Origin of the sequence: Vibrio crassostreae, assembly GCF_024347415.1 — a bacterium.
In the GTDB taxonomy this organism is placed as follows: domain Bacteria; phylum Pseudomonadota; class Gammaproteobacteria; order Enterobacterales; family Vibrionaceae; genus Vibrio; species Vibrio crassostreae.
On the sequence record NZ_AP025476.1, the window covers coordinates 3,448,046 to 3,469,059 of the forward strand.

Consider the following 21,014-nt stretch of genomic DNA (forward strand, 5'->3'; position numbering starts at 1 on the left):
ATGAAAAGATACCTATTAGACATCAAAGCCGATGATAAGCCTGTACTACTAGAGCGTGTTCTTCGTGTTATCCGCCACCGTGGCTTCATTGTTAAGCAAGTTGCGGGCACTCAAAACCACGAAAGCAAAGTGGCGAGTGTTGAGATCATCGTAGACAGTGACCGTCCGATCTCTTTCTTGGTCAATCAAATCGAAAAGCTGTGGGATGTGCGTACCGTTGACGTTATCTCTATCAGCCGTAATGAACTGCCAAACAACAACTTACAACAAAAGATAAACGCATAGGGAACCGCAAACATGACAGCTAAAACAGCAGACTATATTTGGTTTAACGGTGAGATGGTTCCTTGGGCAGAGGCGAACGTTCACGTCCTGACTCACGCAATGCACTACGGTACTTCTGTGTTTGAAGGTGTTCGTTGCTACAACACACCAAAGGGGCCGGTTATCTTCCGTCACCCTGAGCATGCTAAGCGCCTAAAAGACTCAGCAAAAATCTACCGCTTCCCTATTCCTTACACTGAGGAAGAAATTATGGAAGCAACTCGCGAAACGCTACGCCAAAATAAGCTAGAGTCAGCGTACATCCGCCCTCTAGGTTTCGTAGGTAACGTTGGTTTAGGTGTCTGCCCGCCAGAAAACACTGAGATGGAGCTAATCATCGCTGCTTTCCCTTGGGGTTCGTACCTAGGCGAAGAAGCGCTAGAAAATGGCGTTGATGCGATGATTTCTAGCTGGAACCGTGCAGCTCCAAACACGATCCCAACCGCAGCAAAAGCCGGTGGTAACTACCTATCTTCACTACTGGTTGGTGGCGAAGCTCGTCGTCATGGTTACGATGAAGGTATCGCTCTGAGTGTTGATGGCTACCTTTCTGAAGGTGCTGGCGAAAACATTTTTGTAGTACGTAATGGCGTGCTATCAACGCCACCAGCGACCAGCGCAATTCTACCGGGTATCACTCGTGATTCGATCATGACACTAGCAAAAGACATGGGTTATGAGATCCGTGAAGAGAACATTGCTCGTGAAGCACTATACCTTGCTGACGAAGTCTTCATGACAGGCACAGCAGCGGAAATCGTTCCGGTTCGCAGTGTAGACAAAATTACAGTAGGTGAAGGCAAACGCGGTCCTATCACTGAAAAAGTTCAAGCGGCTTACTTTGGTCTATTCAATGGAACCACTGAAGATAAGTGGGGCTGGTTAGACTATGTGTACCCAGCAGACCAAGCTTCAGAAAACCAAACGCAAACAACTAAGTAAGCAACAGCCAAATATTTTATAAGGATTTAAGCAATGCCAATCTATCGTTCAGCAACGACTACCCACGGACGCAACATGGCTGGTGCGCGCGCTTTATGGCGTGCAACTGGCGTTAAAGATGATGACTTCGGTAAGCCAATCATCGCAGTTGTAAACTCGTTCACTCAATTCGTTCCAGGCCACGTTCACCTTAAAGACATGGGTCAATTGGTTGCGGGTGAAATCGAGAAAGCGGGTGGTATCGCTAAAGAATTCAACACCATCGCAGTGGATGATGGTATCGCAATGGGCCACGGCGGCATGCTGTACTCACTGCCATCACGTGAGCTTATCGCGGATTCAGTAGAGTACATGGTCAATGCACACTGTGCGGATGCAATGGTGTGTATCTCTAACTGTGACAAAATCACTCCGGGAATGATGATGGCTGCAATGCGCCTAAACATCCCAGTGATCTTTGTATCTGGCGGCCCTATGGAAGCAGGTAAAACCAAGCTTTCCGATCAAATCATCAAGCTAGACCTTGTTGACGCGATGATTCAGGGTGCCGATCCAACCATTTCTGATGAGCAAAGTGAGCAAGTAGAGCGCTCTGCATGTCCAACATGTGGTTCATGTTCAGGTATGTTCACGGCTAACTCAATGAACTGTCTAACTGAAGCGCTTGGCCTATCTCAACCAGGTAACGGCTCTATGCTAGCAACTCACGCTGACCGTGAAGAGCTATTCATCAATGCAGGTAAGCGCATCGTTGACCTAACTAAGCGTTACTACGAGCAAGATGACGAATCAGCACTGCCACGTAACATCGCTAACCGCGCAGCCTTTGATAATGCAATGGCACTAGATATCGCGATGGGCGGTTCAAGTAACACGGTACTTCACCTTTTAGCGGCAGCTCAAGAAGGTGAGATTGACTTTGATATGGGTGATATCGACGAGATGTCTCGCCGTGTTCCACACCTATGTAAGGTTGCTCCTTCAACACCTAAATACCACATGGAAGACGTTCACCGTGCTGGTGGCGTAATGGCTATCCTAGGTGAACTAGACCGTGCTGGCCTGTTAAACAACCAAACACGCACTGTACTTGGCCTAAGCATGCAAGAGCAGCTAGCTCAATACGACATAATGCAAACAGAAGACGAAGCCGTGCTTAAGTTCTTCCGTGCAGGCCCTGCTGGTATCCGTACCACCAAAGCTTTCTCACAAGATTGTCGTTGGGATCGCCTTGATGATGACCGTGTCGATGGTTGTATTCGTACTAAAGAGAACGCATTCAGCCAAGAAGGTGGCCTAGCGGTACTTTCAGGTAACATCGCCGTTGATGGTTGTATCGTCAAGACCGCGGGTGTTGATGAGGAGAACCTGAAATTCCAAGGTCCCGCAATCGTATTTGAAAGCCAAGACACGGCAGTAGACGGTATCTTAGCGGGTAAAGTAAAAGCCGGCGAAGTGGTTGTTATTCGTTACGAAGGTCCTAAAGGTGGTCCGGGCATGCAAGAAATGCTCTACCCAACTACTTACCTAAAATCTATGGGTCTAGGTAAGTCTTGTGCGCTTCTAACGGACGGACGTTTCTCTGGTGGTACTTCGGGTCTGTCTATCGGTCACGCTTCTCCAGAAGCAGCAAGTGGCGGTGTTATTGGTCTAGTGAATACTGGCGACATCATCACTATCGACATCCCTAGCCGCTCAATCACACTTGATGTGCCTGAAGCTGAGCTAGAAGCGCGTCGTGTTAAGCAAGACGCACTAGGCTGGAAACCAGAAAACCGTCAGCGTGAAGTTTCATTCGCACTGAAAGCTTACGCAAGCATGGCAACCAGTGCCGACAAAGGCGCCGTGCGTGATAAGTCTAAGCTTGAGGGCTAACTATGAGTGATGACACCTCCAGCCCCAAAAAACAAACTGGCGCAGACTATCTGCGTCAGATCCTGAGAGCGCCGGTTTACGAAGCGGCAATCGTAACACCTCTACAGGATATGCCGCGTTTAAGCGCGCGCATTGGTAATCAGGTTCAGCTTAAACGAGAAGACCGTCAGCCGGTCCACTCGTTCAAGCTACGTGGTGCCTACAACATGGTATCAAGCCTTTCAGAGCAACAGAAAGCTGCCGGTGTGATTGCGGCATCGGCGGGTAACCATGCTCAAGGTATGGCTCTGTCCGGTTCTAAACTTGGTATTCAAACCACGATTGTGATGCCAAAAACCACTCCTGATATCAAGGTTGATGCGGTACGTGGCTTTGGCGGTAACGTGGTTCTGCACGGCAGCAACTTTGATGAAGCGAAGGCAGAGGCTGAACGCCTTTCTGCTGAACACGGCTATACCTTTGTGCCTCCTTTCGATCACCCATTGGTGATCGCTGGACAAGGCACTATGGGCATGGAGATGCTGCAGCAGAATGGTCACATGGATTACATCTTTGTGCCTGTTGGTGGTGGTGGCTTGGCTGCTGGTGTAGCTGTACTGGTTAAGCAACTGATGCCAGAAATTAAAGTCATCGCGGTTGAACCAGAAGACTCATCTTGCTTGAAAGCAGCTCTCGATGCCGGTGAGCCAGTGGTACTGGATCAGGTCAGCATGTTTGCAGATGGCGTTGCGGTTAAGCGCATTGGCGAAGAGACCTTCCGCCTATGCCAACAGTACATCGATGGTCATATTGCCGTGTCTAGCGATGAGATCTGCTCTGCGGTAAAAGACATCTTTGAAGACACTCGTGCGATTGCTGAACCTTCGGGAGCGCTGGCTCTGGCTGGTCTCAAGAAGTTTGCTGAGCAGAACCAACTGCAAGGCAAGCAACTGGCAACGGTACTTTCTGGTGCTAACACCAACTTCCACGGTTTGCGCTATGTGTCTGAACGTTGTGAGTTGGGCGAAAAACGAGAAGGTCTACTTGCGGTGACTATTCCAGAGCGACAAGGTGCATTCCTAGAGTTCTGTAATATTATTGGCGGCCGAGCGGTGACGGAGTTTAACTACCGCCACAACGACGAAAGCCTAGCGAATATCTTCGTTGGTGTACGTCTGCAAGGTGGGCAAGAAGAGCTCGAGCACATCATTAATGACCTACGTGAAGGCGGCTACCCAGTTGTCGATCTGTCTGATGATGAGATGGCAAAACTGCACATTCGCTACATGATTGGCGGCAAACCATCGAAGCCACTGCAAGAACGTCTGTACAGCTTCGAGTTTCCAGAATATCCAGGTGCATTGATTAAATTCCTTGATACCTTAGGTACTCACTGGAATATCAGCCTGTTCAATTATCGTAACCACGGCGCCGATTACGGTCGCGTATTGTGTGGCTTCGAACTTGGTGATGATGATTTGGCTCAGTTCTCGACACACCTACGAGAGCTTGGCTATCAGTGTAAAGACGAAACCGACAACCCTTCTTACAAGTTCTTCTTGTCTTAAGAGTTAAGTTATCGAACCAAAAAGAGCGAGTTTTTACTCGCTCTTTTTATTGGCGACAATTCAGGCCAAGCACCCAAAAGATCACTTTCAAATCGATCATTAGATCGCCTTACGATGATCCAACCAATCTTGGTGAAGTTGCTCACTCGATCCTAGGTACTTCACCATCCATTCGATCAATTTATGGTTATCGTCTTTTCGCCACACCAAACAACAATGGCTCTGCGGGCTTGGTTCAGGCAAGATTTTCTCCACCAGCAAACCCTGCTCAATAATAGGAGCAGCGATATGTCTTGGCATGTAGCCCACTCCAACACCATTCTTAAGGCACTCAATCGCACTATACCAGTTAGGTAACAACAAGCGCCTTTGGTTGCCATAATGGCCGGTGTGGCGTTTAGGCAGTACGCTAGAGGTGTCATCCAAACAGATTGCAGGGAACTGACTCACGAATTCTTCATTGAGGTTTTGCTCTCGTACACATGGGTGACTTGGCGACATCACAAACGCCCAATCTAAGCGCCCCATGTCTTTTACCTCAAAGTCACCACCAACTGGAATCGCAGAAGTAGCACCAATCACAATATCCGCTCTGCCCTGTGCAATGGCTTCCCAAGAGCCGTTGAACACCTCCATGTTGATCTGGAGCTCTGCAAACTCAAAGGTTTGGTAGAACTCTTCAATCATCGGCTTCATCTTATCGAGCTTAACCACGTTATCGAGCGTTAGACGCAAAGTTTTCTTCCAACCACGCGCTGCTCGTCGAGTCTGAGCACTGACCTCTTCCATCTGTCTCAGCAATGCACGAGCCTCTTCAATGAACAACTCACCAGCTGGTGTCAGCTCTACCTTTCTTGGTAAACGTCTGAAAAGTAAAACATCCAGTTCTTGCTCAACCTGTCTAACACCGTAGCTGATCGCCGACGGTACTTTGTGCAATTGTTCAGCAGCTGCGGTAAAACTACCCAAGCGCGCCACTGTGTCGAGCATTTCTAAAGAGGATTTAGAGAACATAAGCCTTCAAATTTTTTGATTGATAACCACATATTTTAGCGTTTTATTTTATCAGGTCTGAAAAATAGAATGTCAGCATAAATAAACAGGGGCTTTCACCTCTGTATATCAAACAATTTTTTTGATGATAAAAACATCACTACCTTTAGCTTAATGGCATCTTATGAATATTTCTAAATTTCAACTGGTCTACCTTGCTGTTCTTTCAATGCTTGGCTTTATTGCGACCGATATGTACCTTCCTGCATTTAAGGCAATGGAAGTTGATTTCGCAACCGGCCCGGAGCAGATTGCTCTATCTCTAACCGTATTCCTTGGCGGTATGGCAATGGGTCAGCTTCTTTGGGGTCTGGCAAGTGACAAGTATGGTCACCGCAATACGCTGGCGGTTGGTCTTGTGATCTTTACGGCAGCTTCATTCGGCTTGGCATTCAGCACCGAGGTATGGCACCTACTGACACTACGATTCATTCAAGCAATCGGTGTATGTGCGCCTGCGGTAATCTGGCAAGCCATGGTTATCAAGCGTTACTCGCAAAGTAGCAGCCAGCAAATTTTTGCAACCATCATGCCTTTGGTTGCGTTATCTCCTGCACTAGCACCTCAGTTAGGTGTGTTACTGGCGGATAGCTTTGGCTGGCACAGTATCTTCATCACATTGACCTTGATGGGTGCACTGCTAGTTGCAACCACAATGGCTCAACCAAAAGAAGCACCTGAAGTAAAACAGACATCGATTAAGACAGACATCAAGATGCTTCTTAAATCAAAGCCTTACATGGGTAATGTTTTAATGTTTGCTTCGGCATCTGCAGCGTTCTTCGCTTACCTAACGGGCATGCCAGAGATCATGGCTCAATTAGGCTACGAAGCAAAAGACATCGGTTTGAGCTTCATCCCACAAACGATCGCATTCATGGCGGGTGGTTACTTCGGTAAGCAAGCGGTGAAGAAGTATGGAGATGGCGTGGTGCTAAGAAATCTGATTGGTTTGTTCAGTGTTGCTGCAATGCTTATCTTCATCGCATCACAGTGGGAACTAACGTCAATCTGGCCTCTACTTGCACCTTTCTGTTTGATTGCAGTAGCAAATGGCGCACTTTACCCAATCGTAGTAAACCGTGCCCTATCAAGTGCCAAGCAAAGCCCAGCAACAGCTGCTGGTCTACAAAATAGTCTGCAAATCAGTATCAGTGGCCTATCAAGTGCATTGGTCGCGGCAATGGCTAGCCAAGCACTAAGCGCAACGGGTATTGCAGTTGTGATTTGTTTAGGTGCATTGTGGGTTGGCTATATTGTTTCGAACAAAGAGCTTTCTGAACACTTCGCGACACCAGACAACTCTCGAGTGGTCGCTGACGAGAAACAAGACTAGTTCCTAAGTTAACGAAAACAAAAAGAGCGAGATTACTCGCTCTTTTTTTATATCGATGGCTATTTAGAAAGAAACCAGTAGCTCTAACTAAATCATCTTGTTTATTACGGGACTACTTTTTCTTAGTTGGACGTTTCCAATCAGCAATCTTACGTTCTTTAGCACGGCTGATAACTAACTCATTTTCAGAAACATCGCGCGTTACTGTAGAGCCAGCACCAACGGTAGCACCATTACCAATCGTAACAGGCGCTATTAATTGGCTATCTGAACCAACGAATACGTCGTCGCCAATGATGGTCTTAAACTTATTCGCGCCATCGTAGTTACAAGTAATTGCACCCGCACCCACGTTTACACGCTGGCCAATTTCAGCATCGCCTAGATACGTTAAGTGGTTCGCTTTCGAACCCTCACCAAGACAAGTATTTTTCACTTCTACGAAGTTACCGACGTGCGAGTTATTACGCATGTCAGCGCCAGGACGTAGACGAGTAAAAGGACCAACCGTACAGTCTTCACCGACCGTTGCACCTTCAATTACGCTGTATGGACGCACGATGGTGTTGTCATCGATCTCACAGTCTTTCAAGACACAACCGGTGCCGATAACCACGTTGTCGCCAATGCTTACGCTGCCTTCGATGATAACATTAGTATCAATCTCAACATCCATACCGCACTGCAGTTCACCACGCAGATCAAAACGGCTTGGGTCGCGAAGCATTACGCCTTGCTTCAATAGCTTATCAGCTTGCTCAGCTTGGTAAGCGCGCTCTAGACGAGCAAGTTGAGAGCGGTCGTTCACGCCTTCCACTTCAATTGGGCTTACTGGGTGTACAGCTTCAACTGCACGACCTTCATCGTGAGCCGCAGCAATAACGTCAGTCAGGTAGTATTCGCCTTGTGCGTTGTCGTTACTTAGGCCAGACAACCAACGCTTCAGATCACCACCAGTAGCAACCATAACGCCGGTGTTGATCTCTTTGATAAGCTTCTGCTCATCGGTTGCATCTTTCTGCTCAACGATAGCCACAACAGGGCCATTACGACGAATAATACGTCCGTAGCCCATTGGGTTGTCTAACACGACCGTAAGTAGCGCGATGCCACCGTTTGGTTGGGCGTCTAATAGGTTTTCAATGGTTTCAGGTGAGATCAGTGGAACATCACCGTACAGTACCAATACTTTTTCATCATCAGCGAAATGTGCAGATGCTTGATCCACCGCGTGGCCTGTACCTAGCTGCTCAGCTTGCAGTGCCCAATTTACAGATTCTTCAGCTAGAGTAGCCTTCATCTGATCACCACCGTGGCCGTAAACCAGGTTGATATTTTGAGCGCCTAAACCATTACAGGTATCGATAACATGCTTCACCATTGGCTTACCTGCAAGTGTGTGCAGAACCTTTGGTGTGTTTGAATACATGCGAGTGCCTTTGCCCGCCGCGAGAATTACCGCGCTAAACTTCATTGTAAACCTATCCAACGTTATTTTTATTAAGCCGATATTGTAACCGTTTTTGGCCAAAAAATTAAATCGCAATAACCATTTAACCAGTAGTGATACGTAAAAGAAGCATTTTTGAGAATCTAAAAATGCAAAAAGGCGACCCTTAGGTCGCCTTTATCTCAGAGTCTATAATCTTAAAAAAGATTAACGACGCTGTTTTGTCAGTTCGATAACTCGTAACTGAGCAATGGCTTTAGCCAGTTCACCGGCCGCTTGTGCGAAGTCTATGTCGCCATGCTGATTTTGGATATTCTCCACAGCCTTGCGTTTAGCTTCTTCCGCCTTTGCTGCGTCTAGCTCTTCACCACGGATAGCTGTATCAGCCAGTACAGTCGCTGTACCAGGCTGAACTTCTACCATACCACCAGAAACATAAATGATTTCTTCGTGGCCGTGCTGCTTAACAATACGCACCATACCAGGCTTGATAGCGGTCAGCAGTGGAGTATGACCATGGAAAATACCAAGCTCACCCTCACTACCGGTCACCTGAAACGTCTCAACAAGGCCTGAGAAAATTTGTTTCTCTGCGCTTACAACGTCTAGGTGAAAGGTTATTGCTGCCATATCGCCTCCTAGTTAGCCTTATAGCTTCTTAGCATTCTCGATAGCTTCGTCAATTGCACCACAGTACATGAACGCTTGCTCTGGAATGTCATCGTATTCACCAGATAGAAGACCTTGGAAGCCACGTAGAGTCTCTTTAAGAGGTACGTAAACGCCTGGGTCACCTGTAAATACTTCCGCTACGTGGTAAGGCTGAGTTAGGAACTTCTCAATCTTACGAGCACGAGATACAACTTGCTTATCTTCTTCAGATAGCTCGTCCATACCTAGGATAGCAATGATATCTTTCAGCTCTTTATAGCGCTGAAGAGTAGACTGAACGCCACGAGCGATGTCGTAGTGCTCTTGTCCAACTACCAATGGATCCAGTTGACGTGAAGTAGAATCTAGCGGGTCGATCGCTGGGTATAGACCCATAGATGCGATGTTACGGTTAAGTACAACCGTTGCATCCAAGTGAGCGAACGTTGTTGCTGGAGACGGGTCAGTCAAGTCATCCGCTGGTACGTATACCGCCTGTACAGACGTGATAGAACCAGATTTAGTTGACGTGATACGCTCTTGTAGAACACCCATTTCTTCAGCTAGTGTAGGTTGGTAACCTACCGCAGAAGGCATACGACCTAGAAGTGCTGATACTTCAGTACCTGCTAGTGTGTAACGGTAGATGTTATCAACGAACAGTAGAACGTCACGACCTTCGTCACGGAAGCGCTCTGCCATTGTTAGACCAGTCAGTGCAACACGTAGACGGTTACCTGGTGGCTCGTTCATCTGACCGTAAACCATCGCTACTTTTGATTCTTCAGGTTTTTCGATGTTTACAACACCTGCTTCCTGCATCTCAAAGTAGAAATCGTTACCTTCACGAGTACGCTCACCTACACCTGCAAATACAGATAGGCCTGAGTGTTGAAGTGCGATGTTGTTGATAAGTTCCATCATGTTAACGGTCTTACCTACACCAGCACCACCGAATAGACCGATTTTACCACCCTTAGCGAATGGACAAATCAAGTCGATTACTTTAACACCAGTTTCTAGAAGAGCTGTCTCGTTAGACTGCTCTTCGTAGCTTGGAGCTTCACGGTGAATTGCGTAATGCTCTTCAGCACCGATTTCACCACACTCATCAATCGCGTCACCTAGGACGTTCATGATACGACCCAATGTCTTAGTACCTACTGGTACTGAGATTGGAGCGCCAGTATTTTCAACTGTCAAACCACGACGTAAACCATCAGAGCTACCCATTACGATTGCGCGAACTACGCCACCGCCAAGTTGTTGCTGAACTTCAAGAACTAGACGCTCTTGTACTTCATTAACATTCAGAGCGTCGTATACACGAGGTACTTCACCCTGTGGGAACTCTACGTCGACTACCGCACCGATGATCTGTACGATCTTACCTGTAGCCATCGTTAATCCTCTAACTATTTAGTTTTACCTAAGCTTAAACCGCAGCTGCGCCTGAAACGATCTCAGAAAGTTCTTGTGTAATCGCCGCTTGACGCGCTTTGTTATACACAAGTTCTAAGTCATCAATAATGTCACCAGCGTTATCTGTTGCTGATTTCATTGCAATCATTCGAGCCGCTTGCTCACAAGCAAGGTTCTCAACCACACCTTGGTACACTTGAGATTCGACATAGCGAACCAATAGTGCATCTAGTAGTGGTTTTGGCTCGGGCTCATAAATGTAGTCCCAAGAATGACTGCGTTTCATTTCTTCGCTGTCTGATTTAGGCAAAGGAAGTAATTGATCGATCGTTGGTTCTTGAACCATAGTGTTTTCAAACTTGTTGAACACTACGAACAGGCGATCTAATTCGCCTTCATCATATTTCTTCAGCATAACGCTTACAGAGCCAATCAAGTCTTCAAGGCTTGGACGATCGCCCAGACCAGAAACTTGAGCTGCTACTTTCGCGCCGCTGTTATTGAAAAATGCTGTCGCTTTAGAACCTACAATTGCAAGTTCAACGTCAGCACCTTTCTCAGACCAATCTTTCATGTCGTTCATGGCTTTCTTAAACAAGTTAATGTTCAAACCACCACAAAGACCACGGTCTGTAGAAACGATGATGTAACCAACACGTTTGGCTTCACGTTCCTCAAGATAAGGATGCTTATACTCGAGGCTACCATTAGCCAAATGACCGATCACTTTACGCATTGTTTCTGCATATGGACGAGTAGCTTCCATTGCGTCTTGAGAACGACGCATTTTTGAAGCTGCTACCATTTCCATTGCTTTCGTAATCTTCTGTGTGCTTTTAACACTACCGATTTTATTACGTATCTCTTTTGCGCCGGCCATCGTTACTCTCCGTTAATGGTATGAGGTGGCCCTAAGACCACCTACCAATTACCAGGTCTGGGTTGCCTTGAAATCGTCAACAAGCTTCTTCAGCTCAGCTTCGATTTCTTTATTGAAAGCACCCGTTGTGTCGATCTGTGTTGCTAGATCGGCATATTGACCACGAGCAAACGACAGTAAAGCAGCTTCAAAATCTAGAACTTTAGAAAGTTCAACGTCTTGAAGGTATCCACGCTCTGCAGCGAAGATTACTAGAGCTTGGTCAAATACAGACATAGGAGCGTATTGCTTCTGCTTCATCAGTTCTGTAACTTTTTGACCGTGGTCTAGCTGCTTCTTAGTCGCTTCATCAAGATCCGAAGAGAACTGAGCAAATGCTGCAAGTTCACGGTATTGAGCTAGAGCAGTACGGATACCGCCAGATAGCTTCTTGATGATTTTAGTCTGCGCCGAACCACCTACACGAGAAACTGAGATACCTGGGTCAACAGCTGGACGTACGCCCGCGTTGAATAGCTCAGTTTGTAGGAAGATCTGACCATCAGTAATCGAGATTACGTTCGTTGGTACGAATGCAGATACGTCACCAGCTTGCGTTTCGATGATAGGAAGAGCAGTTAAAGAACCAGTCTTGCCTGTCACTTCGCCGTTAGTGAATTTTTCTACGTATGCTTCGCTTACACGAGCAGCACGCTCTAGTAGACGAGAGTGAAGGTAGAAAACATCACCTGGGAACGCTTCACGACCTGGTGGACGCTTAAGTAGTAGCGAGATTTGACGGTAAGCTACAGCTTGCTTAGATAGATCATCATAAACAATCAGTGCATCTTCACCGCGATCACGGAAGTATTCGCCCATCGCACAACCAGCATACGGTGCAAGGTATTGCAGCGCTGCAGATTCAGAAGCAGATGCAACAACAACAACAGTGTTTGCTAGTGCGCCGTGCTCTTCTAGTTTGCGAACTACGTTAGCAATAGTCGACGCTTTTTGGCCGATAGCTACGTAGATAGAGAAAATACCAGAATCTTTTTGGTTAATAATCGCATCGATCGCCATTGCTGTTTTACCAGTCTGACGGTCACCGATTACTAGTTCACGTTGACCACGACCGATAGGGATCATTGAGTCAACAGACTTGTAACCAGTTTGAACAGGTTGATCTACCGATTTACGGTCGATTACACCTGGTGCGATAATTTCTACAGGCGAAGTCAATTTAGCTTCGATTGGACCTTTACCATCAATTGGCTCACCTAGCGTGTTTACAACACGACCAAGCATTTCAGGACCTACTGGTACTTCTAGAATACGACCAGTACCTGTAACTTTCATGCCTTCCTGTAGGTCAGCATACGGGCCCATTACAACAGCACCAACCGAATCACGGTTCAAGTTTAGTGCTAGAGCGTAACGGCCACCCGGTAGTTCGATCATTTCACCTTGCATCACGTCCGCTAGGCCGTGGATGCTAAGGATGCCATCGCTTACAGAAACGATAGTACCTTCATTGCGAGCTTCACTAACAACGTCGAAAGATTCAATACGTTGTTTAATTAGATCGCTAATTTCAGTGGAATTAAGTTGCATGCTCCAATCCCCATTAAGACTGCAATGCATCGCTCAGGCGGTCTAAACGACTGCGCGCTGAGTTATCGATGACTAGGTCTCCGGCTCGAATAATAACTCCACTAAGTAGAGTCTCATCTATACTGCAATTCAGCTGAACTTTGCGCGCTAAGCGCTGTTCCAATTTGCTGCTGATCTCTGCGCATTGTTCTTCAGAAAGTTCTACCGCTGAAGTAACTTCAACGTCGATCTCTTTCTCATACTCTTTTTTGAGTATAAAGAACTCTTTACAAACATCAGGAAAAGCCATTAAGCGGCCATTCTCTGCCATCACTTTAATTAAGTTCTGACCGAATTCATCAAATTGTTCGCCACAAATTACAATGAATACTTCAGCTAATTTTTCAGCAGTCATAGAACCGCTTAATAAATTATGAACATCATCATTTTGTGCCACTTCGGCAGCAAAAGTAAGCATCTGACCCCATTGGTCTAGCTCACCTTTATCTACCGCAAAGTCAAACGCTGCTTTAGCATAGGGGCGTGCGATTGTAGTCAAATCAGACATATACAGCCCCTTGCTTTAAAGTTTTGCAGTAATGTTGTTAAGAAGATCATCGTGTACATCTTTATCGATTGTACGTTCAAGGATTTTCTCAGCACCAGCTATAGCCAGAGTTGCGACTTGTTTGCGCAGGTCATCACGGGCACGTGTACGCTCTGCTTCAATTTCTGCTTCAGCTTGCGCTAAGATTTTCTGGCGTTCTGCCTGAGCTTCTTCGCGTGCTTCATCAATAATTTGAGCTTTACGTTTGTTTGCCTGATCAATAACCTCAGTTGCAGTGCGCTTTGCTTCTTTCATTTGCTCAGAAGCGTTGGCTTGTGCCAGGTTCAAGTCTTTAGCAGCGCGTTCAGCGGCTACTAGACCGTCAGCAATTTTTTTCTGACGTTCTTCAATTGCTTGCATGATTGGTGGCCATACATATTTCATGCAGAACCAAACAAACAATGAAAAAGCAATTGCTTGACCTAACAGAGTTGCGTTCATATTCACAACAGCTACCCCTCGTTAAGAATCAACTACAAAAATTTAATTAACTATTGAGAGTTAATTAGCCTGCTAGTTGACCAACAAATGGGTTAGCAAACGTGAATAGTAGTGCGATTACGATACCGATCATTGGAACAGCATCCAGTAGACCAGCGATGATGAACATCTTAACTTGTAGCATTGGAGCCATTTCAGGTTGACGCGCAGCGCCTTCTAGGAATTTACCACCAAGAATAGCAAAACCAATTGCAGTACCTACGGCACAAAGACCAACAATAATAGCAACAGCGATTGCTGAAAAACTTAGTACAGTTTCCATTTACGTTCTCCGATTAACATTAATAGTTAGAATAAAGCTTAAAAATTTTTTTAGTGATCACTATCTTCATGAGCCATTGATAAGTAAACGATTGTCAACATCATGAAAACAAACGCTTGAATCAAAATAACCAAGATATGGAAGATAGCCCAAGGTAGTGCACCTACCCATTGTAAGTACCACGGTAGCATTGCCGCGATAAGAATAAACACCACCTCACCCGCAAACATATTACCAAATAAACGCATACCTAGAGATAGTGGCTTCGCTAATAACGAAATTACCTCAAGTACCAAGTTAAATGGAATCATGATTGGGTGATTAAATGGATGCAGTGCCAATTCTTTAGCAAATCCGCCTAGACCTTTCACTTTGATGCTGTAGTAGATCATCAGAGCAAAAACACCTAAAGCCATTGCCATTGTTATATTTACATCAGCTGTAGGAACCACTTTCAAGTAAGGGATACCTAGCCAATGCTCTGCAGGATATGGTAAGAAATCGATAGGCACTAGGTCCATCAAGTTCATTAAGATAATCCAGCAGAATATAGTCAGTGCTAGTGGGGCAATCAGAGGGTTGCGGCCATGGAAAGTTTCTTTAACGTTGTCACCAACGAATTCCACTACCATTTCAACAAAACACTGAAGCTTACCAGGTACACCTACTGTTGCTTTCTTAGCGACTGAGCGAAAAACCCAAAGGAATAACATCCCTGTCAACACCGAAAAAAACAGACTGTCTATATGTACGTTCCAGAAACTTGTCTCCTCTACAAGACCAAACTTAGCTAAAGAAAGGTTTTGTAAGTGGTGTTCAATGTATCCGGATGCTGTTGGCGCAGCCATAACTCATCCTATTTTTTATTGTTAATGAAAAGCACTGGCGCAAAGATATTAATACCTAGAACCAGTAAATAGGTCAGTTTGAGGGGAACTAATTCCACCTGCATATACATGTAGACAATAGAGAATAGTAAAACTGTGATAAGGATTTTTAGCGCTTCGCCTGCATAGAACGACGCCGCAACTAACTTAGTTGCACGAGCTCCACTAAATAGGAAAGCACACACACAAAAAACTGCATTTGCGATGACAAAAATACCGCCACCGATTAATGCAGCAAAACCCCAATCAGGATTAACAGCTAAACCTAACCCTATCGCCACTAATATAACCGCGCTAAGCTCGATCAATAACATTTGCTTTGCAAGCACTCGTCCTGGTCTTGCTAACGCCGCTACCATGTATTCGTTCCTCTTTTAAGCCTTCTTTACTACTCGCTTAAAAGCGTGCTGAGAAATTGGCGAAAATTATACGTTCAGCCAAATTGATTGCAATAACAACGCAGCAATCATTTACATTTTTGCATACAAACCGACAACTTTTGTACGAAATTACTTGTTTATTACATAATTGACCTAAATCAATTATCTCATTTAGTACTCTAGTTTAGCAATAAGTTGCTCTAATTTGTGAGGCTCATCAAGAGTAATCGTCACTTTTGACTTACCACTAACAGAACGAGTAACTGAAACGTTTGCTTGCAATTTTTCCGTGAGTCTTCGTGAAAGTTCGATAGCTTCTGTGTCTTCAGGCTTCGATTCAGCTTCAACGTCTGGTTTTAAACACTTTTTGACAAGTTGCTCAGTTTGACGCACGGTCATTTTTTTGGTTGCCGCAGTATTTGCAGCTTCAACCTGGGTATCACCTTCAAGCGCAAGCAGTGCTCGAGCATGCCCCATTTCCAGTTGTTTATTGGAAACTAAACCTTTCACTTCATTTTCGAGCTGATTTAGACGTAATAAGTTACTCACCGTTGCTCTCGATTTACCGATCACATCAGCGACTTGTTGGTGTGTCAGCTCAAATTCGTTCTGTAGGCGCTCTAGCGCTTGTGCTTCTTCGATAACATTCAGATCTTCACGCTGAATATTCTCAATCAACGCCATCGCGATAGCGGCTTTGTCTTCGACTCTCTTGACCAAACATGGCACTTGTTTAAGGCCAGCTTGACGAGCCGCTCTCCAACGACGTTCACCAGCAATAATCTCGAACTGGTCGTGCGCCAATGGGCGAACTACGATCGGTTGGATAATGCCTTGAGATTGAATTGATGCTGCCAGCTCTTCTAGCGCTTCAGGCGCAATATCCTTACGCGGTTGATATACACCAGGCTTCAAGCAACCAACAGCCAGTTCAATAAGCTCACCATCAGCCGACAACGCCTGACTATGAGAAGCAACTTGCTGTTTTTCACGAGCCAATGAGCTAGTTGCAAGCAATGCATCTAGCCCTTTTCCTAAACCACGCTTAGACATTGAGCGAATTCCTTTGGTTGGACCTATACTGGGACTTCTTCACGACGCAACATTTCGCCAGCAAGAGCAAGGTAAGCCTTAGCTCCTGCGGAATATTTGTCGTAGTACATTGCTGGCTTGCCGTGACTCGGGGCTTCTGCCAGACGCACATTTCTAGGGATCACAGTTCGGTAGACTTTGCTACCAAAGTGTTTTTTGAGTTGATCAGATACTTCGTTCGATAAGCGGTTGCGAGGATCGTACATAGTACGCAGAAGACCTTCGATCTTCAGGTTCTCGTTTACAACAGCCGCTAGCTTACTGATGGTATCCATCAATGCAGTCAAACCTTCCAAAGCAAAGTATTCACATTGCATAGGAACCAATACGGAGTCGGCCGCAGCCATCGCGTTGATTGTAAGAAGGTTTAATGAGGGTGGGCAATCAATAAAGATGAAATCATAGTTATTGCGAATGGATTCGAGTGCATTTTTTAAACGAACTTCACGAGCAAACACTTCCATCAGCTTGATTTCTGCCGCAGTAACATCACCGTTAGCGGCGATGAGGTCATAATTGCCAGATGTACTCCGGCAAACTACCTCATCAAATGGGGTGTCTTCAACCAACAAATCGTAAGCAGTTGCTTCAACTTGATACTTGTCGACACCGCTCGCCATAGTGGCATTACCTTGAGGATCGAGGTCAACAACCAATATCTTGCGTTTTGTTGCCGCCATTGATGCTGCTAAATTAATGCAAGTTGTTGTTTTTCCTACGCCGCCCTTTTGGTTGGCAATTGCTACGATTCTACCCACTATGGCCTCGCTGATTATCCCTGACGCGATAAAGTAACTAGATGACGCTCTCCATCAAGCTCTGGCACTTGCAAAGCTTTAATGTCTGTCACTGAACACCATTCAGGTAACAGGTCGATTTCGTCTCTAGGATGTTGTCCCTTAAGAGCCAAAAATACACCGGATTGCTCTTTAGGTAAATGGTGACACCACTCTACCATGTCTGTCATTGACGCAAATGCACGACTGAGCACTGCATCAAACTTTTCTTCTGGTTGAAATTCTTCAACGCGACTTTGAACCGGTACCACGTTGTCGATACCCAGCTCATGAATCACCTGTTTGATAAAACGAATACGCTTACCTAAGCTGTCTAGCAAGTAAAACTCGCAGTCTGGATTCATGATTGAGAGCGGAATCCCAGGAAGACCAGGCCCCGTGCCAACATCGATAAAGCGCTTACCTTGTAAGTGAGTGCTAACAATGATGCTATCTAAGATATGTTTCACCATCATTTCTTGCGGGTCACGAACTGACGTTAGGTTATAAGCTTTGTTCCACTTATTCAGTAACTCAACGTAGCCAACTAACTGGCCACGTTGCTTTTCAGATACTTCAAGTTCAGTCTGGCCAATCAGGTGATCCAGTTTTTCGCGTAATGCGCTCATTATGCTTCCTCACCTTTTTTCAACAGGCCGTGTTTTTTCAAGTAAACCAATAGAATTGAGATTGCTGCAGGTGTGATACCTGAAATTCGCGAAGCAATACCAATTGAGTCAGGCTTAGCTGTCGTTAATTTAAGAACCACTTCGTTAGAAAGTCCTTTTACCTTGCTGTAATCGATATCAGCAGGCAGTTTGGTGTTTTCATGACGCAGTGATTTTTCAATTTCGTCTTGTTGGCGCTGAATGTAACCATCGTACTTCACTTGGATCTCAACTTGCTCAGATGCTTGTTGATCTTCCAGTGCAGGACCAAAACGATCCAATGCAGTTAACTGTGAATAAGTCATTTCAGGACGACGAAGAAGATCTTCACCGCTCGCTTCACGAGACATTGGTGTTTTAAGAATTTGGTTCAGTTGATCAATATCTTCAGATTTTGGGTTAATCCAAGTCTCTTTCAGACGTTGACGCTCTTTCTCCATGTTTTCCATCTTCTCGTTGAAACGAGCCCAACGAGCATCGTCGACTAGGCCAAGTTCACGCGACTTTTCAGTCAAGCGGATATCGGCATTGTCTTCACGAAGCAGCAAACGGTATTCCGCACGAGACGTAAACATGCGGTAAGGTTCTTTGGTACCCATGGTAGATAAGTCGTCAATAAGCACGCCCATGTAAGCTTGGTCACGACGCGGACTCCAGCCTTCTTTGCCTTGAGTAAACAAACTTGCGTTTAGACCCGCCATCAGGCCTTGTGCAGCTGCTTCTTCGTAGCCAGTGGTACCGTTGATTTGACCCGCGAAGAATAGACCTTTGATAAACTTAGTTTCGTAAGTCAGCTTAAGGTCGCGAGGATCAAAGAAATCGTACTCAATCGCATAGCCAGGGCGAACGATATGAGCATTTTCAAAACCCTTCATCGAACGAACAATTTGAACCTGTACATCAAACGGCAGACTGGTAGAGATACCATTCGGGTATAGCTCATGAGTCGTTAGACCTTCGGGCTCAATAAAAATTTGGTGACTGTTCTTGTCAGCAAAACGCATTACTTTGTCTTCAATCGAAGGACAGTAACGAGGACCAATTCCTTCAATCACACCTGCGTACATCGGGCTGCGAGCAAGGTTGGCGCGAATCACGTCATGCGTATTTTCATTGGTATGCGTGATGTAACATGGAATTTGACGAGGTTGTTGAGCTCGGCTACCCATGAACGAGAAAACAGGTGTCGGGTTATCACCGTGCTGAACCTCAAGCTCAGAAAAATCAACGCTACGCGCATCGATACGAGGAGGTGTACCTGTTTTCAGGCGATCAACTCGGAATGGAAGATCACGAAGACGGTCAGCCAGTGCGATCGATGGTGGATCGCCAGCACGGCCGCCCGAAGAACTTTCCATACCAATATGGATCTTGCCGCCTAGGAATGTGCCAACAGTCAGAACCACAGCGCTTGCGCGGAACTTAAGGCCCATTTGTGTAACCACACCTACCACTTGATCCTGTTCAACGATCAAGTCATCAACCGACTGTTGGAACAAAGTCAGGTTTGGCGTGTTTTCAAGAACGTTGCGAACAAAGGCTTTGTAAAGTGCGCGGTCAGCTTGTGCACGAGTAGCACGAACCGCAGGGCCTTTTGATGCATTCAATGTTCTGAACTGAATACCTGCATGATCAATAGCTTGCGCCATTAATCCACCCATTGCATCGACCTCTTTTACCAAGTGGCCCTTACCGATCCCGCCAATGGCTGGGTTACAAGACATTTGTCCTAGTGTATCGATATTATGAGTAAGTAATAACGTACTTTGACCAGTACGTGCAGATGCGAGTGCGGCTTCCGTTCCTGCATGGCCACCACCAACAACGATGACGTCAAATTTTTCGTGATAAAGCATGAACCGACCTCAGGTATTCAAACGTTTTCTAGATTGATAAAAAGGAGCGATATTCTACCTGTTTTCATAGCCTGAGAAAACGTTTTTGGGATTTTTCGAAAAAGCTGTTTTTAATTAATATAGATAAGATCTTTAAGGAGATCTTTTATTAGATCTATTATTAGGATCGAGGGTATCTGTGGATAAGTCGAAAATGATCAACGAGATCATGGATCTTTTTTGGATCAAATGATGTGATCTAACTTTGATCAGGATGAGGATTAGCTGGGATCAAAATGGCTACTTATTCACAGGAGGAAATTAGCCTAAAACTTGTTATTTGGATAACTATAGGTTAATCACCGTATATGTATGATCTTATCCACAGCAGAAATTGAAAATAGATCGCTAATTTTCGATGTTTTTGAAAAAAAGTTATTCACAATCGCGATGTTCAGAGACAAAAAAAGCGGCATAAGCCGCTTTATGAGAAAAGAGAGAGGTTAAAACTGGTCGCTATGATCGTTAAACCAGGCTTCTGCTGCGTCTTCTGGTACCGGAGTTTCCAATACATCGATAGTAAAACAGTCAGAAATAGGCTGAGCACCGAGCTCTTTCATCTGGCTGTGGACTGATTTTCCCGCCAAACAGAAGGTATCGTAACTCGAATCACCCAGCGCCACGACAGCAAAGCGAACCTGGCTTAAATCTGGAGATTGCTGGGTCAATGCGTCAATAAACGGCTTAATATTATCTGGAAATTCACCCGCACCATGAGTTGAAGTCACCAGCAACCAAAAGCCTTGTTGGGGGATATCATCGTATTCAGGCTGATTATGAAGGGTTATCTCATGACCTTGTTCTTCAAGAAGATCATTAAGGTGATCGCCAACGTACTCAGCACCACCTAAGGTGCTACCTGTAATAATGTGGAGCATTAAGCTGTCCTTACTAAAG

The 21,014-nt window shown here is 45.5% G+C and carries 21 protein-coding genes; 5 read left to right on the forward strand and 16 right to left on the reverse strand.

Annotation, left to right across the window (positions count from 1 at the left end; all coding sequences use genetic code 11):
- Genes ilvM through ilvA form a run of 4 tightly spaced genes read left to right on the forward strand, consistent with a single transcriptional unit; the run spans nt 1 to nt 4,688 of the window.
- Complete coding sequence (ilvM, locus tag OC193_RS15595; protein ID WP_017055442.1) at nt 1-285, forward strand: acetolactate synthase 2 small subunit; 285 nt, start codon at nt 1-3, stop codon at nt 283-285.
- A gap of 12 nt (nt 286-297) precedes the next feature.
- Nucleotides 298-1,266: a branched-chain amino acid transaminase gene (locus OC193_RS15600; RefSeq protein ID WP_048657823.1), complete on the forward strand. Its 969-nt coding sequence runs from the start codon at nt 298-300 to the stop codon at nt 1,264-1,266.
- A gap of 33 nt (nt 1,267-1,299) precedes the next feature.
- Complete coding sequence (ilvD, locus tag OC193_RS15605) at nt 1,300-3,141, forward strand: dihydroxy-acid dehydratase (protein WP_048610861.1); 1,842 nt, start codon at nt 1,300-1,302, stop codon at nt 3,139-3,141.
- A 2-nt stretch (nt 3,142-3,143) separates the two neighbouring features.
- The gene (ilvA, locus tag OC193_RS15610; RefSeq protein WP_048662694.1) at nt 3,144-4,688 is read left to right on the forward strand and encodes a threonine ammonia-lyase, biosynthetic; all 1,545 of its coding nucleotides are present in this window, start codon (nt 3,144-3,146) and stop codon (nt 4,686-4,688) included.
- Nucleotides 4,689-4,787: 99 nt separating this feature from the next.
- On the opposite strand, the gene punR is transcribed toward ilvA, so the two are convergent.
- Nucleotides 4,788-5,702, reverse strand: coding sequence for a DNA-binding transcriptional activator PunR (gene punR, locus OC193_RS15615; RefSeq protein ID WP_048657821.1), 915 nt, complete (start codon nt 5,700-5,702; stop codon nt 4,788-4,790).
- A 163-nt stretch (nt 5,703-5,865) separates the two neighbouring features.
- On the opposite strand from punR, the gene punC reads away from it, so the two are divergent.
- Entirely contained in the window at nt 5,866-7,077 is a 1,212-nt protein-coding gene (punC, locus tag OC193_RS15620) for a purine nucleoside transporter PunC (RefSeq protein ID WP_017063021.1), read from the forward strand.
- Between the two features lie 112 nt (nt 7,078-7,189).
- Here the strand turns inward: punC and glmU are convergent, their stop codons facing one another.
- From glmU to mioC, 15 genes are all read right to left on the reverse strand, one after another.
- A complete protein-coding gene (gene glmU / locus OC193_RS15625; protein WP_048662695.1) occupies nt 7,190-8,551 on the reverse strand; it encodes a bifunctional UDP-N-acetylglucosamine diphosphorylase/glucosamine-1-phosphate N-acetyltransferase GlmU in 1,362 nt (453 codons plus the stop codon).
- Between the two features lie 183 nt (nt 8,552-8,734).
- Nucleotides 8,735-9,157, reverse strand: a complete 423-nt coding sequence (locus tag OC193_RS15630) for a F0F1 ATP synthase subunit epsilon (protein ID WP_004735742.1) — start codon at nt 9,155-9,157, stop codon at nt 8,735-8,737.
- A gap of 18 nt (nt 9,158-9,175) precedes the next feature.
- A complete protein-coding gene (gene atpD, locus OC193_RS15635; protein ID WP_048610850.1) occupies nt 9,176-10,579 on the reverse strand; it encodes a F0F1 ATP synthase subunit beta in 1,404 nt (467 codons plus the stop codon).
- A gap of 34 nt (nt 10,580-10,613) precedes the next feature.
- Nucleotides 10,614-11,480, reverse strand: a complete 867-nt coding sequence (gene atpG, locus OC193_RS15640) for a F0F1 ATP synthase subunit gamma (protein WP_016794171.1) — start codon at nt 11,478-11,480, stop codon at nt 10,614-10,616.
- Nucleotides 11,481-11,528: 48 nt separating this feature from the next.
- A complete protein-coding gene (gene atpA / locus OC193_RS15645; RefSeq protein WP_010433235.1) occupies nt 11,529-13,070 on the reverse strand; it encodes a F0F1 ATP synthase subunit alpha in 1,542 nt (513 codons plus the stop codon).
- A gap of 13 nt (nt 13,071-13,083) precedes the next feature.
- The gene (gene atpH, locus OC193_RS15650) at nt 13,084-13,617 is read right to left on the reverse strand and encodes a F0F1 ATP synthase subunit delta (protein WP_048618352.1); all 534 of its coding nucleotides are present in this window, start codon (nt 13,615-13,617) and stop codon (nt 13,084-13,086) included.
- A gap of 15 nt (nt 13,618-13,632) precedes the next feature.
- Nucleotides 13,633-14,103, reverse strand: coding sequence for a F0F1 ATP synthase subunit B (gene atpF / locus OC193_RS15655; RefSeq protein WP_010433231.1), 471 nt, complete (start codon nt 14,101-14,103; stop codon nt 13,633-13,635).
- A 58-nt stretch (nt 14,104-14,161) separates the two neighbouring features.
- Nucleotides 14,162-14,419: a F0F1 ATP synthase subunit C gene (gene atpE, locus OC193_RS15660; protein ID WP_004411110.1), complete on the reverse strand. Its 258-nt coding sequence runs from the start codon at nt 14,417-14,419 to the stop codon at nt 14,162-14,164.
- Between the two features lie 50 nt (nt 14,420-14,469).
- Nucleotides 14,470-15,267 (reverse strand): F0F1 ATP synthase subunit A, encoded by a 798-nt coding sequence (gene atpB, locus OC193_RS15665; RefSeq protein ID WP_017632650.1) that lies wholly within the window; start codon nt 15,265-15,267, stop codon nt 14,470-14,472.
- Between the two features lie 8 nt (nt 15,268-15,275).
- A complete protein-coding gene (locus OC193_RS15670; RefSeq protein ID WP_017058798.1) occupies nt 15,276-15,665 on the reverse strand; it encodes a F0F1 ATP synthase subunit I in 390 nt (129 codons plus the stop codon).
- 192 nt (nt 15,666-15,857) lie between these two features.
- Nucleotides 15,858-16,739, reverse strand: a complete 882-nt coding sequence (locus OC193_RS15675) for a ParB/RepB/Spo0J family partition protein (protein WP_048662696.1) — start codon at nt 16,737-16,739, stop codon at nt 15,858-15,860.
- 23 nt (nt 16,740-16,762) lie between these two features.
- Nucleotides 16,763-17,536, reverse strand: a complete 774-nt coding sequence (locus OC193_RS15680) for a ParA family protein (RefSeq protein WP_019825554.1) — start codon at nt 17,534-17,536, stop codon at nt 16,763-16,765.
- Nucleotides 17,537-17,550: 14 nt separating this feature from the next.
- The gene (gene rsmG, locus OC193_RS15685) at nt 17,551-18,183 is read right to left on the reverse strand and encodes a 16S rRNA (guanine(527)-N(7))-methyltransferase RsmG (RefSeq protein WP_017058801.1); all 633 of its coding nucleotides are present in this window, start codon (nt 18,181-18,183) and stop codon (nt 17,551-17,553) included.
- A complete protein-coding gene (gene mnmG, locus OC193_RS15690) occupies nt 18,183-20,078 on the reverse strand; it encodes a tRNA uridine-5-carboxymethylaminomethyl(34) synthesis enzyme MnmG (protein WP_048666396.1) in 1,896 nt (631 codons plus the stop codon). Before mnmG ends, rsmG begins: the two co-directional genes overlap by 1 nt.
- 482 nt (nt 20,079-20,560) lie before the next feature.
- On the reverse strand, nt 20,561-20,995 hold the full coding sequence (gene mioC / locus OC193_RS15695; RefSeq protein ID WP_048657815.1) for an FMN-binding protein MioC: 435 nt from the start codon (nt 20,993-20,995) through the stop codon (nt 20,561-20,563).
- Between the last annotated feature and the right edge of the window lie 19 nt (nt 20,996-21,014).

What these genes read in the sequence shown, in the direction of transcription:
- atpH (WP_048618352.1), bottom strand. Translation starts at nt 13,617, where the DNA reads ATGTCTGATTTGACTACAATCGCACGCCCCTATGCTAAAGCAGCGTTT.
- rsmG (WP_017058801.1), bottom strand. Translation starts at nt 18,183, where the DNA reads ATGAGCGCATTACGCGAAAAACTGGATCACCTGATTGGCCAGACTGAA.
- atpD (WP_048610850.1), bottom strand. Translation starts at nt 10,579, where the DNA reads ATGGCTACAGGTAAGATCGTACAGATCATCGGTGCGGTAGTCGACGTA.
- ilvD (WP_048610861.1), top strand. Translation starts at nt 1,300, where the DNA reads ATGCCAATCTATCGTTCAGCAACGACTACCCACGGACGCAACATGGCT.
- ilvM (WP_017055442.1), top strand. Translation starts at nt 1, where the DNA reads ATGAAAAGATACCTATTAGACATCAAAGCCGATGATAAGCCTGTACTA.
- atpB (WP_017632650.1), bottom strand. Translation starts at nt 15,267, where the DNA reads ATGGCTGCGCCAACAGCATCCGGATACATTGAACACCACTTACAAAAC.
- punC (WP_017063021.1), top strand. Translation starts at nt 5,866, where the DNA reads ATGAATATTTCTAAATTTCAACTGGTCTACCTTGCTGTTCTTTCAATG.
- OC193_RS15630 (WP_004735742.1), bottom strand. Translation starts at nt 9,157, where the DNA reads ATGGCAGCAATAACCTTTCACCTAGACGTTGTAAGCGCAGAGAAACAA.
- OC193_RS15600 (WP_048657823.1), top strand. Translation starts at nt 298, where the DNA reads ATGACAGCTAAAACAGCAGACTATATTTGGTTTAACGGTGAGATGGTT.
- OC193_RS15675 (WP_048662696.1), bottom strand. Translation starts at nt 16,739, where the DNA reads ATGTCTAAGCGTGGTTTAGGAAAAGGGCTAGATGCATTGCTTGCAACT.
- ilvA (WP_048662694.1), top strand. Translation starts at nt 3,144, where the DNA reads ATGAGTGATGACACCTCCAGCCCCAAAAAACAAACTGGCGCAGACTAT.
- OC193_RS15670 (WP_017058798.1), bottom strand. Translation starts at nt 15,665, where the DNA reads ATGGTAGCGGCGTTAGCAAGACCAGGACGAGTGCTTGCAAAGCAAATG.
- atpG (WP_016794171.1), bottom strand. Translation starts at nt 11,480, where the DNA reads ATGGCCGGCGCAAAAGAGATACGTAATAAAATCGGTAGTGTTAAAAGC.
- mnmG (WP_048666396.1), bottom strand. Translation starts at nt 20,078, where the DNA reads ATGCTTTATCACGAAAAATTTGACGTCATCGTTGTTGGTGGTGGCCAT.
- atpE (WP_004411110.1), bottom strand. Translation starts at nt 14,419, where the DNA reads ATGGAAACTGTACTAAGTTTTTCAGCAATCGCTGTTGCTATTATTGTT.
- punR (WP_048657821.1), bottom strand. Translation starts at nt 5,702, where the DNA reads ATGTTCTCTAAATCCTCTTTAGAAATGCTCGACACAGTGGCGCGCTTG.
- glmU (WP_048662695.1), bottom strand. Translation starts at nt 8,551, where the DNA reads ATGAAGTTTAGCGCGGTAATTCTCGCGGCGGGCAAAGGCACTCGCATG.
- atpA (WP_010433235.1), bottom strand. Translation starts at nt 13,070, where the DNA reads ATGCAACTTAATTCCACTGAAATTAGCGATCTAATTAAACAACGTATT.
- mioC (WP_048657815.1), bottom strand. Translation starts at nt 20,995, where the DNA reads ATGCTCCACATTATTACAGGTAGCACCTTAGGTGGTGCTGAGTACGTT.